This window comes from Croceicoccus ponticola (genome assembly GCF_004004515.1).
Lineage (GTDB): Bacteria > Pseudomonadota > Alphaproteobacteria > Sphingomonadales > Sphingomonadaceae > Croceicoccus > Croceicoccus ponticola.
The window spans coordinates 212,040-224,064 of the sequence record NZ_RXOL01000004.1; the positions used below are offsets into that span (position 1 = coordinate 212,040).

General features: G+C 63.3%; 10 protein-coding genes. 2 read left to right on the forward strand and 8 right to left on the reverse strand.

The window, feature by feature from the left end; translation table 11 throughout:
- Window positions 1-89: 89 nt before the first annotated feature.
- From EKN06_RS10745 to EKN06_RS10770, 6 genes are all read right to left on the reverse strand, one after another.
- Complete coding sequence (locus EKN06_RS10745; protein ID WP_127612909.1) at window positions 90-1,112, reverse strand: sensor histidine kinase; 1,023 nt, start codon at window positions 1,110-1,112, stop codon at window positions 90-92.
- A 397-nt stretch (window positions 1,113-1,509) separates the two neighbouring features.
- Entirely contained in the window at window positions 1,510-3,378 is a 1,869-nt protein-coding gene (locus tag EKN06_RS10750; protein ID WP_420810792.1) for an ATP-binding protein, read from the reverse strand.
- 393 nt (window positions 3,379-3,771) lie between these two features.
- The gene (locus EKN06_RS10755; RefSeq protein ID WP_127613035.1) at window positions 3,772-4,545 is read right to left on the reverse strand and encodes a TIGR02186 family protein; all 774 of its coding nucleotides are present in this window, start codon (window positions 4,543-4,545) and stop codon (window positions 3,772-3,774) included.
- A gap of 5 nt (window positions 4,546-4,550) precedes the next feature.
- Window positions 4,551-5,468, reverse strand: coding sequence for a sulfite exporter TauE/SafE family protein (locus EKN06_RS10760; RefSeq protein WP_127612910.1), 918 nt, complete (start codon window positions 5,466-5,468; stop codon window positions 4,551-4,553).
- Between the two features lie 83 nt (window positions 5,469-5,551).
- Window positions 5,552-6,667, reverse strand: coding sequence for a hypothetical protein (locus EKN06_RS10765; protein ID WP_127612911.1), 1,116 nt, complete (start codon window positions 6,665-6,667; stop codon window positions 5,552-5,554).
- Window positions 6,667-8,130 (reverse strand): glycosyl transferase family protein, encoded by a 1,464-nt coding sequence (locus EKN06_RS10770; protein ID WP_127612912.1) that lies wholly within the window; start codon window positions 8,128-8,130, stop codon window positions 6,667-6,669. Before EKN06_RS10770 ends, EKN06_RS10765 begins: the two co-directional genes overlap by 1 nt.
- A 174-nt stretch (window positions 8,131-8,304) precedes the next feature.
- Here EKN06_RS10770 and nhaA point away from each other — a divergent pair, with 174 nt between their 5' ends.
- Window positions 8,305-9,537 (forward strand): Na+/H+ antiporter NhaA, encoded by a 1,233-nt coding sequence (gene nhaA, locus EKN06_RS10775; RefSeq protein WP_127612913.1) that lies wholly within the window; start codon window positions 8,305-8,307, stop codon window positions 9,535-9,537.
- 66 nt (window positions 9,538-9,603) lie between these two features.
- On the opposite strand, the gene EKN06_RS10780 is transcribed toward nhaA, so the two are convergent.
- Together EKN06_RS10780 and EKN06_RS10785 are read right to left on the reverse strand one after the other, a co-directional pair.
- Window positions 9,604-10,041, reverse strand: a complete 438-nt coding sequence (locus EKN06_RS10780) for a VOC family protein (RefSeq protein WP_127612914.1) — start codon at window positions 10,039-10,041, stop codon at window positions 9,604-9,606.
- A 138-nt stretch (window positions 10,042-10,179) separates the two neighbouring features.
- Window positions 10,180-10,914 (reverse strand): TorF family putative porin, encoded by a 735-nt coding sequence (locus tag EKN06_RS10785; protein ID WP_127612915.1) that lies wholly within the window; start codon window positions 10,912-10,914, stop codon window positions 10,180-10,182.
- A 282-nt stretch (window positions 10,915-11,196) separates the two neighbouring features.
- Between EKN06_RS10785 and EKN06_RS10790 the strand changes: the two genes are divergently transcribed.
- Entirely contained in the window at window positions 11,197-11,982 is a 786-nt protein-coding gene (locus tag EKN06_RS10790; protein ID WP_240654807.1) for a metallophosphoesterase family protein, read from the forward strand.
- Window positions 11,983-12,025 lie beyond the last annotated feature (43 nt).

The window sequence follows — 12,025 nt, forward strand, 5'->3', positions numbered from 1 at the left end:
GGAATGGGGGGCTGGCGCGACGGTTGCGGAATTTCGCCGACCTTCATCAGTCCGCAGAAACCTTCCCCACAAATCGATGCGCGATATGGTCAGCGATGAACGATCGACACCAGACAGCCGGGGTCCGCGTCCGTCATTTCGACCGTAGCAGACAATTGCGCAGCAAGCGCATTGACGATCCCGGTGCCCAGCCCGGGCTTGCCGCTATCGTTTCCGCCTGCAAGGCCAATTCCATCGTCCGCCACCGTCAATACCCACCCATCGTCTTGCGAATGAAAACCGACCTTGATCGCGCCCTTCGATGAAGGGTCCGGATAGGCATGTTTGAGGGAATTGATTACGAGCTCGGTGACGATCAATCCCATGCTTACGGACTTCTCGGCGGTTGTGACGCTCTCGTCCGCTTCAACCGTCAATGACAGCAATTCTGGCTCGGCGATCATCGATGCTCCGATGCTGGAGCACAAATCGGTAAAATAATGGCGCAAGCGCACCTCTCCGGTGGCTGTCGATGCGAGTTGCCGTTGCAGAGTGGCTATGGACATGACCCGATGATGAGCATCGCGCAAATGTCCGCGCGCTTCTTCTGATTGAACGCTACGCACCCGCTGCATGAGAACGCTGGCGATGATTTGAAGGCTGTTTGCGACGCGGTGGTTCAGTTCCTGAACCAGCACATGCTTCTCTTGAAGAAGCGCGTCATTCTCGCGTCGAGCCTTTCGGGCTTCCGTGATGTCGGTCAACGCCATGACGATGCGCGGAGCGTCGTGGTCACTCTGGTCCAGAACATGGGCATTGACGATCAAGCAGCGCACTGACTCGCCATCCCGCTTGAAGTCCATTTCGTAGGCATCGATTGCGGCTTTCCCGGCGGCCGTCGCCGAGAGAAGTGACCGCAACTGAGGAATATCCCATTCGCCATCACCAAGGCTGAAAAGCACCATCCCGGCGGCAGTTTTTGGATCGATCGAAAAACTACGACAGAAAGAACCGCTGGCGGCTTGGACGATCAGTGCGTCGTCAAGCAGTATCAGCGGCGTACTGGAAGACATGACGAGCGCCATGCCAAGGCTGCTCGCCGACTCGGGACTCATTGGCGTAAATAATTCCATGGCCGCAGCCTTCGGAGGCCGGAGACTCGCGGTGCGAAAGCCATACCCGGCGCTCGCTATGTAGTTGAATTGTCCCGGCGAACACGGGAACACACGGACCCTAGCACATAAGGAACGCAGGTGCCGCATGCCAAATCGAGGTTGGGCAGGAGAGGGCGACAGGGCGAATGTCAGCTTCCCGCGCCATCCCGGTCAATCGCCCGGTCGCCCGCCGATTTCGCTGTCCTACAAACACCTGCAGCGTCATCATCCACGCCGCTCTTTGTCATCGTCGAACTTCGCCGCAAACCTGTCACCCGCAACCGGACAGGCCGAAACCCAGCCTTCACGCAGGTTTCAAGCACCGAACGCAGGGTGACACCGTGTCGCCTTTGTCACCTTTTGGCTTGAGCACTCATCAACGATGCTGCGCCCGCCACCGCGTGACGATGCGATCCACCGCTTCTTCCTCGCCGCCGCTTTCGTTCCACAATTCGCTGAAGCTGGGATCTTCGGATGCCGGGCGCTTGTGTTCGTCGAGATCGTCGAACGTCACGCGCATCGGGATCGCGGTGCCTTCGCCGCAGACGATGCATTCGCGGTTGCGCAGGGCCGGGATCGTGTCGAGAAAGCCGCGCGCACCTTCGGGCATGGCCGCTTTCACGAAGTCCTGATCTCGTTCGTTGTTCAATCGCATGGCAAGGATCGTGCCGCACTGCGACAGCACGCCTTCGGCCAGATCGGACGGTCGCTGGGTGATGAGACCCAGCGAAATGCCATATTTACGGCCTTCCTTGGCGATGCGCGACAGGATGCGACCGACGCTGGAACTGTCCGCGTTCTTTTCGTTGGGCACATAACGGTGCGCTTCTTCGCAGACGAGCAGGATGGGGCGCGTCTTTTCGTCGCGGCCCCAGATCGCAAAGTCGAACACCATGCGCGACAACATCGCGACCACGGTGCTGGTGATTTCCGACGGCACGCCCGAAACGTCGATGATGGAGATCGGCTTGCCGTTGCTGGGCATGCGGAACAGTCGCTGGATCACCTCGCTCATCGTATCGGCGACAAGCATGCCGCTGAACATGAACTGGTAACGCGGGTCGGCCTTGATCTCCTCGATCTTGGTTTTCACGCGCAGGAACGGGGCGGTATTCGTCGCTTTGTCCAGCCTGCCCATCTCGTCCTGAATCGCGTTCGTCAGGTCCGACAAAAGGTAGGGGATCGGCGAATCGACCGTCAGTCGGCTCATCTGGTCGGCCATGCGGTTTTTCGCACGGGCCTTGAGCAGGCACTTGGAAAGAATGTCGAGGTCGGACTGCCGGTCGGTCCCCTTGTTGGTGACGAAGACCTCGCAATGCTCCTCGAAGTTCATCAGCCAATACGGCACTTTCAGGTTGCCGACGTCGAGAATCTGGCCCGTGCCCCGGAACGCGGCGGAATATTCGCCGTGCGGGTCGATCATCATGATGTGCCCTTCGGGCGCGGCTTCGACGATGCGATGCAGGATCAGCGCGGCGCTGGTCGATTTACCGGTACCGGTCGAACCCAAGAGCGCGAAGTGCTTGCCCAGCATGGCATCGATATACAGGCCGGCGCGGATGTCCTTGGTCGGGAAGACCTTGCCGATCTGGATGTTGGCCCGCCCGTCGGACGCATAGACTTGCGCAAGGTCGGCGTTGGTCGCGGCAAATACCTCTGCGCCGGGCACCGGATAATGCGTGATGCCACGGGTGAAGTTGCGGATGCGGCCGGTCAGCTTTTCTTCCTGCCCTTCGCCGAGGAAGTCGATCTCGGCGATGATCTCGCCGGTCGCGCGGTCCAGCGACTGTGTCCGGACGCTGGCGAGCAGCCAGATCTGCCCGACGCGGACCTTGATCTGGCTGCCGACAAGGCCGGCAAGCCTGACCGAGGGATCGAATTCGCCGGCGCATTCGGCCAGCCGTTTGGGATCGAGCACAGCGCGCGACGACGAACCGGCGATCTGCAGCACTTCGCCGATGGCGATATGCGCGGTGGTCTTGCGGCTTTCTGGCGCTTCAACGTGACTTTCGTCGCCATCCCCACCGACCGCAGGCTCCTGCTCCGGTTCTGGCGCGCGGGCGTATGCCGGGGTTTCGCGAACGACGGGGTCGGGGTCCGCGGGGGGCGAAGGTACCTTTACCGGCCTTGATTCGGCGGCGAACCCGCCCGGAGGAGCCGGCGGATCGATCGGACGCTGACGCTCCTGCTGTTCGGAATGGGCGGGCGCAGCGGATCGCTCGGAAGGTGGTGCCGGCGGTGCGATCGAATGGCCGTATGCGGGGGCTGACGATGGCGAGGCACCGGCGCCTGATTGCTGAGGCATATCGGTGCCATGATCGCTCGGCGGACCCGGAGGCTCGATCGACGGCGGCGCGACGTCGGGCGGCGATGCGAAGCGTTCGGCGCCCTGCGGCGGGGGCGCGCGGTCTTGCGGCGCGGCGTCCGCCTCTTCGCTGATGGAGCGGCGATCGCCCGGGGCAACCCGTTCGAACGGGCGACGGAAAGGATGACCGCCGGGAAACCGGTTCATGTCGTTCATGTGCGCGCGCCTCTTGTCATGCCGCAGGTTCTTGTCCGGCATCCTAGGGCGACAGGGTTAACGTGACGCTAAAGTCATAGCTGGGCTGTCATCACGCGACGCCGACCGGAAACCCGATCAGGCCAGCGCGAACAGCCTGCCCGCGACCCAGCCCATCCCGACCGACAAAAGGACCGCGGCAATGCCGTAAAGCAGCGCGTCCTCGTGGCTCCAGACTTCGATCGCGCGTTCGAAGCCGCGCTTGGCGACCGTGACCTCACTGGTGGCCGAAGCAACCACGCGGCCATCCCTTACAGCGAAAGTCTCGGCGCGATAGCGTCCGGTGATCACGTTCGACGGCAGGGGAATGCGGGCCTGGTAAAGCACGCCCTGGCTGATCGTCACCCCGGTTTCGTCCTGCCGGTAAAGACCACCTGCCACCCGCTTTTTGACCAGCCCAGCGGCAAAATGGTCCTGCTCCGACTGCTCTATGGATCCGATCGGCGACAGTTGCAGCCAGTCGAGCCCCAGTTCGTAGATAGCCCGCGTCTTTGCGTCGGTCACATCGTCCAGCGGACGCGAGCTGGCCAGCGCATAGAACGACGGGGCAGAGCGATAAGAAGCGTTGTCGGCATTGATCCACATGCCCAGCCGCCGCTTCTTTTCGCGCAACGAGATCGCCTGACTCGGCCCCTTTAGCACGACGATGATATCGTAGTTGGCGCCCTGTGCCGCGCGCGTGCCGTCGGGTTGCAGGACCGCGCCGTAAAGCAGCAGGTCGGCGCCGGTAAATCCCGTGCGCACGACGACTTCGTGCTGCGAGATTTCGGGAACGAGGATGGGATCGCGGGCCGCGGTGGAGCAGGCGAGCACCGCTCCCAGCACGGCGATCCGGACAAGGAGCCGCCGCATCCCGATCACAACGGCACCACCGTGAAGATCTCTTCCGGCCTGAACGTCAGCCCCACCGCCATGCGAACGGCGATCAACAGAACCAGCATGGCGAGGATGAAACGCAGCAGTTCCGGCCGGACGTCGGATGCAAACCGCGAACCGATCTGCGCGCCCGACACCGATCCGAACAACAACAGGCCGGCCAGCACGATGTCGACCGCATTGGTCGTCAATGCGTGCATCATCGTTGTCGCGATCGTGGTGAACAGGATCTGGAACAGCGACGTACCGACAACGACATTCGCGCTCATCCCCAGTACATAGAGCATGGCCGGAACCAGCAGGAACCCGCCGCCGATGCCCATCAACATCGTCAGGATGCCTACCGCCATGCCAAGCAAAAGCGGCGCGAGGGGGGAGATGTAGAGCCCCGAACGATAGAACCGCCAACGCAGCGGCAGGCTGGCGACCAACGGGTGATGCCGCCGCTTGCTGGGGACCTTCCCCAGTCTGGCCAGCCGGCCGCCAAAAAGCTCGGGGATGGCCTCTCGCGCCATGATGACGCCGACACTGCCCAACACCACGACGTAAAGCACGCTGATGGCGACATCGATCTGACCGATGGAGGTCAGCAACCGGAACAGCAGCGCGCCGATGCCGGTGCCGATCACACCGCCGACGACCATGACCGTGCCGATCTGAAAATCGATGCCGTTGCGCTTGTGCTGGTAAATCGCGCCCGAAACGCTGGCGCCGGTAACCTGCGAGGCGGCGGACGCGGCGGCAACCGTTGGGGGAACGCCGTAGAATATCAGCAACGGCGTGGTCAAAAACCCTCCACCGACTCCGAACAGACCTGACAACAGCCCGGTTATCCCGCCCAGAAGGACGATGACGAGGCCGTTGACCGAGAGGTTGGCGATGGGAAGGTAGACGTCCATAGCTTACCAACGGGGTTAGGCGGATGCTGCCTTAATGCAAGATGGCGAAAGTGCTGTCAGGGCCTCTGCTGCGCATTTCCCGGCTAAAAACCCGCAGAAATCGTCACGACCGGCCCCGAACCGGGTTCGGCGTCCCCATGAACCCGGTGTCGCCAGTCGAGACTCGCGCGCCCGAACACCTTGTCGCCGATCGGAAACCGCATCGCGGTGGTGGGGCCGATGTCGAACCGCTCCACTCCGCGCTGGGCCCCGCCCCATGCGCCAACACCGGCCTCCAGCCGAAAGCGCGAGCCATCGAACACGGACACATCGCGCACGGCGCGTACCTGCCCATCGGCAAAGGCCGTGGCGCCCGTACCGCCGACATTGCCGGCCTGCGCATAGATTTCGGCCCGAACGGCCAGTGGGAGGACCATCGACGGCGGCCCCAGCACCGCCATCACGGCTGGCCTCACGCGGGTTTCGCCGGGGCGCAGGCGGGCGTCGCCGAAAAAGCGCAGCACGCGCCCCTCTGCCATCAGGTCCAAGGGCAGAGCGCGCAACGGCCTGACGGCAACCCCGGCCGCGCCCTCAATCTCGCGGTTGCCCGAAAGCGTGGTCGTCGCGCGGAAATATGCACGCGGGTCAAAACGGCTGTCGGGCGCAATTCTATAGCGAAGCACCGCACCTGCCTGGCTGGCGCCATATGTTCCACCCCCGACCAGCGCGGCACCCGCCTTGCCCTTGTCGCGCCAAAGGGCCCATCCATCGGCGGACCAACGCCGTCCGGCGCGAATCTCTGGCGGGACTGCTCCGAACGGGATTTGCTGGGGCGGGGGCACGGCGCGTGACGGGGCGGGCTGCGCGGCGGCGGCGTCCGTATCGCGCCAGTGCGGCGGAATGGCGGCACGGGACGGCTTATCGGGTTGCGCAGCGGTGACGGCGCGAGGAGGAGGTACGACTAACTGTGCCGTGCGCGCTGGCGCGACCGTCACCGTTTCGATCGCCGGCGCTTTTGGCGCAACAACGGCCACAGACGTCGCCATAGACTTGGGAGGAGCAGCTGCCAGCACCGGCTCCACGCGACCAGCCACGGTCGGCGGCAGCGGCAGCGGAACTTCAAGCACGCGGTCGACCGGACCCCACGCCCGGGCCGCGACCCACAAGACCAGCACCCCGGCAAGCGCCAGAAGCGGCTGCCCGCGCCGTCGCCGCGCCATCACGCTGGCCGACGCGATGAGGGCTGAAGCGATCCAGAACGGCCTGCCGCATGTTGATCCGCCGGGTGCAGGTCATGCTCGGTCTTGTCCCAGCGGGCAGGCTTGCCGAACAGGGTGGCGGCATAGAGGAACACTGCGCGCCGGGTGGCGATGATAGCGATGACGTTGGCAACCGGGATGCGCAGGACAGCGGCCAGGCCATCGGCCCAGCCATATTCCCGGCCCACCAGCACGAACCGGATCGCCGCCCTCCATGCAAAGGCGAGCGTCGTAACGATCAGCACCCAATAGACCAGCGTCGGCAACTTGCCCGCCGGGTACCAACCCATTGCGTCGGCCAGCCACAACAGACCCGTCAAAACGACCAGCAGGTACGCTGCTGCCAGCACCACCGCGATAAGCGGACCGCGCCGATCACGCAGGCGCATCCACAATTCAACCGGGCGCAGGCTCCATCCCAGTTGGTCCCAACCGTCGAAAGCAATGCCTTGAACCCAACGCGATTTTTGCCGCACCGCCGCGTCGAGGCTTGCCGGGAAATAGGCGCGTGTCGCAACCAGCGAACCATCGGCGACGCGGATGCGCAAGAAGCGACCGCCCTTGCCGCCCGGCCAGCTGCCCTTGCGGCCGATCAGCATGCCAAGCTCGTAATCTTCAGTCATGGCGTCGGGATCGAAGGGATCGCCATCGCGACCGTTGCCGCGCCATTCGGCGACTTGCTCCAGCGCGCCGCGGGCAAAGGCGCAGCCGACCCCTGCGGCAGGAAGCCCGGCGCCAAGCTTGTCGCGCACGACCATCTCGCGCGCATGGGCATCGGTAAATTCGTCGGCATAATGGTTGCCCACCCACGGCGAGCGATCCTGCATTTCGGGGCGAACCGGAATCTGGACGAAATCCGCATCGTCCAGCGCGCGATCGATCGACGTCAGCGCGTCGGGATGGACCATGTCTTCGGCGTCATGCAGCAGGACGGCGCGGGCGCGGATGCCGTCTCGCGCCTCGTCCTCCCGCATCGCGTGGTACAGGCGGTTCAGGCACTGCCCCTTGGTGGTCGGCCCCGGAACTTCGTTGACGACGACGCGCAGGCGCGGATCGTCCCCGCCCGCCGCGAGCATCGCCGCCCTGGTGTCCGGATCGTTGACGTAGCAACCGGCGTAAACACGCAAATCGCGGTGGGGCCAGACAGCCAGCGTATGGCGGATCATCGGTCCGATCACCCGCGCCTCATTCCATGCAGGCACGAACAGCGCGATCCTGCCGCCGAGGTCGATCGGCGTGGGCCCGTCCAACGTTTCGGTTCTGGCCCGACCGGTCAGCAACAGCCAGAACCACGCTGCATCTATTGCAAGCTCGTCCAGCGCGCCAAGCAGGAACCAAAACCCGGCGAAGAGCAACAGTTCGAGGCGGGCCGCCTCCACGAATGTCAAAAGTTCAAGTAACCAACCTTGGGCTGCGACCCCCATATTTCCCCCTTAGATTCCGCGCCTTTACCCCCCGACGCGGAACTTGCAGGCATATGAGAGGAAGCGCCGGGTTGCAACGCCGGAGGTTTTGGGGAAAGGGTCCGCCATGACCGAGGCAGCCCTTAATCCCGACCGCCAGCCGACCTCTCGCCATTGCGTGCGAGGAATGCAGCCATGAAATCCACAGCCAAAGTGATCAACAAGACGCTGAAGGCGTTCTTCGACAACGAAGCCGCGTCGGGCATCCTGCTCATCGTGATCGCAGTGCTGGCGATGATCGTCGCCAATTCGCCGTTGGCGCATGAGTATCACGACCTGTTCCACGGAACGTTGGCGTGGACGCCGATCGCCAAGCTCGACAACCTGCACCTGTGGATCAACGATGGGTTGATGGCGGTATTTTTCTTCGTCGTCGGGCTTGAGATCAAGCGCGAGGTTGCCGACGGCGCATTATCCGATCCATCCGCGCGCCGCCTGCCGGTCATCGCGGCGGCAATGGGCATGGCTGTGCCTGCCGTCGTGTTCCTGAGCGTAATCGCAGGCGAAGGCGCGCCCGAGCTCACGCGCGGCTGGGCAATCCCGGCTGCTACCGACATCGCCTTTGCGATGGGCGTGATGGGCCTTCTGGGCAATCGCGTGCCATCCTCGCTGCGGCTGTTCCTGCTGACCGTGGCCATTGTCGACGACATCGGCGCGGTGGCGATCATTGCCGTGTTCTATACCGTCAACCTGAAGTTGATGTGGCTGATCGTGTCGCTCTTGGTCCTGGCGGTCATGATCGGGCTCAACCGGTTCCGCGTCGACCGCTGGTGGGCTTATGCGATCCTGTCGCTGGTGCTGTGGTATGCCGTACTCAATTCAGGCGTCCACGCAACTATCGCGGGCGTCTTGGCCGCCCTCACCATTCCGATGCGGCTCGATGCGCGGGGCGACAGCCTGCTGCTGCGTTTCGAACACGGTTTGCTGCCGTGGAACGCCTATTTCGTGGTCCCGCTGTTCGGCTTTGCCAACGCAGGGGTCGCGATGGCCGGGATCGGGCTTGCCGGGTTCCTCGATCCGCTACCTCTGGGCATTGCCGCCGGTCTGGTCATCGGCAAGCAGGTCGGAATCATGGCCGCGATCTTCGCTGCCGAAAAACTGAAGCTGGCGCCCAAGCCAGATGATGCAACCTGGGCGCAAATCTGGGGCACCGCCGTTCTGTGCGGCATCGGCTTTACGATGAGCCTGTTCATCGGCGCCCTCGCCTTCCCGGGCTATCCGCACCTGATCGAAGAAGCGAAGCTGGGCGTACTTGGCGGATCGCTCATCTCTGCGCTGCTTGGCTATGCCATTCTTCGCTTTGCCAAGGGCGTGCCGGAGGACGAGGACGACGACGACCTGGCGAGGCCGGTCACCAACCCCGCCTGACCAAGTCAGCCAGAATTTTCGGATTATCGAAACCGGAAACGCCGCCAGCCTTTCCAGCGGCCAGCATTACCAGCTGCCGGTGTTTTCCATGCTGGCCCATGGTTCGCGCGGCGGCAGGTGGCCGGCCTGAAGCAGTTCGATCGAAATGCCGTCGGGCGATTTGACGAACGCCATGTGCCCGTCCCGCGGCGGGCGGTGGATCGTGTGTCCCGCATCCTTCAGCGCCTGACAAGTGGCGTAGATGTCGTCCACCCGATAGGCGAGATGCCCAAAATTGCGCCCGCCGGCATATTGCTCGGGCGCGCTGCCATCTTGGGCGGGCCAGTTGTACGTCAGCTCTACCTCGGCCACGCCCTCTTCGCCCGGCGCGGCCATGAAGATGAGCGTGAAGCGTCCCTGCTCGCTTTCATGGCGGCGGACTTCATTCAGCCCGATCAGCGTGAAAAAAGCGATGGCGGCGTCCGGGTCGGTGACGCGGATCATGGTGTGCAGATATTGGGTCATGGCCCGAAAGGTAAGCCATCGCGGCGCTGGCGCAAGTGGCACGAGGGGATGAAGGACTGCGCGGTCGTCACAACGCAAAACGGCCCGCAACCGAAGTTGCGGGCCGTTCCTTTTGGCTATTCGCCCTGTCGGTAAAGCTTAGAAGCTTGCCGACAGGGTCGCGACGATCGTGTCGTCGGTGAAGCCGTCGATGCTCGGGCCTTCAACGCCGACATAAGCAACGCCGAGTTCCAGACCCATCGCCGAAACCGAAGCGCCGAGCGACCAGTCGAAACCGGTTTCGTCATTCGAACCGGCAAGAAGCGGCGGAGCCAGCACGCCGTCGGTGTAGCCGAGGTGAGCCGAGAACGACACCGGGGTTTCCGGAATGCCGAAGCCGAGGTCGGTGTAGACGTACAGGTTGTCGTCACCGCCGAGCGAATCCTGTTCCCAGGCATAGGCGACGCCCACGGTCACTTCGGCCGGGCCGACGGCGCCGGTCACCGATGCGTAAGGCTCGAGGTAGTCGTAGTCGCCGTCGGGGGCGTCGGGGTACAGATAGTACAGCAGGCCGACATCGACCGACAGCGATTCGGTCAGTGCGCCGCTCCAGCCGCCGTAGATGTCGACTTCGGTCGATCCGTAGCCGCCGTCTTCTTCAAGCGACGAAGCCCAGGTGCCGACATAGAAGCCCGAAGCATGAGCAACGTCCATGCCGCCCTGAAGCGCGAAGTCGCCGCCCGAAAGCGAGACGCCGCGGAAGCGGTAGTCGGTGGTGTACGCGACGTTGGCCGAAACCGTCAGATCGCTGTCCTGTGCCATCGCGGGAGCGGCGGTTAGGGCAGTACCGGCGAGAATGGTGGCAGCAAAAAGGCTGCGGAAAGAAATCGTCATATATATTCCCTCATGATCTTCAAGGATCCTCGACCCCTCCGGGTTTCACCGCCTGAGCATCGTTCATTGCGTACTCATGTGCAGGTGCGTAACAAAAGTGCAGTGTCGTGGTGCAGTGCACAAGAGACATTCGCTCGCCGCTCGCAATGTGCCGAAAGACTGTTGATTTTCTGCAACGCATACGATGCCGCAACGCAACCTTACGTTCCCTGTGCTATACCGTGGTTGTGAACGCGATCATCGCCCATTAGAAAGCCGTCGGATCCGAAACGAAGCTCCCCCGTGTTAGAAGCAATCAGCAATTTCTTCGGCCGCGCGACCGCGCGTGCGCAAGAACGCCCCGCCGTTCCGGCCGGTCGGCGGGTTTATGCGGTGGGTGACATCCATGGCCGGCTGGACCTGTTCCAGGACCTGATCGAAAAGATCGAGGCGGACGATGCCGCGCGCGATTCGATGGACACGCTGGTCATCCTGTTGGGCGATCTTGTCGATCGTGGACCGGACAGCGCCGGCGTCATCGCCGCGGCGCGCGACTGGCAACGACGCCGCCCCGTCCGCATCCTGGCCGGCAATCATGAAGAGATGTTCCTGCGCGCAATGGCCGACGCGACCTCGTTGCGGCAATTCCTGCGCGTCGGTGGCAAGGAAACGCTGCTGAGCTACGGCATCGACCGCGACATCTATCGCGACCTGTCGATTGACGAACTGCATGGCCGCCTGCCCCGGTTGATCCCGCAAGCGGACATCGCCTTCATGGAAGAGATGGAATCGCTTATCCGTGTCGGCGATTATGTATTTGCCCATGCTGGCATCGATCCCGAACGCGATCTGGACGAGCAACGGATCTCGGACCTGCGCTGGATCCGCGAACCATTTCTCAGCCATCCCGCCGCGCTCGACGTGTGCGTCGTGCATGGCCACACGATCCGCAACGATGTCGATATCCACGCCCCGCGACGCTGGCCCAACCGCATCGGCATCGACACCGGTGCATTTCGGACGGGCAAGTTGACCGCTGTCGGGTTGCAGGGAGCGGATCGCTGGTTCATGGAATCGTCTTCGAATTGACCTAACCGCCATGCGGGCCGGAATATACCGGTCGCATTCGGTC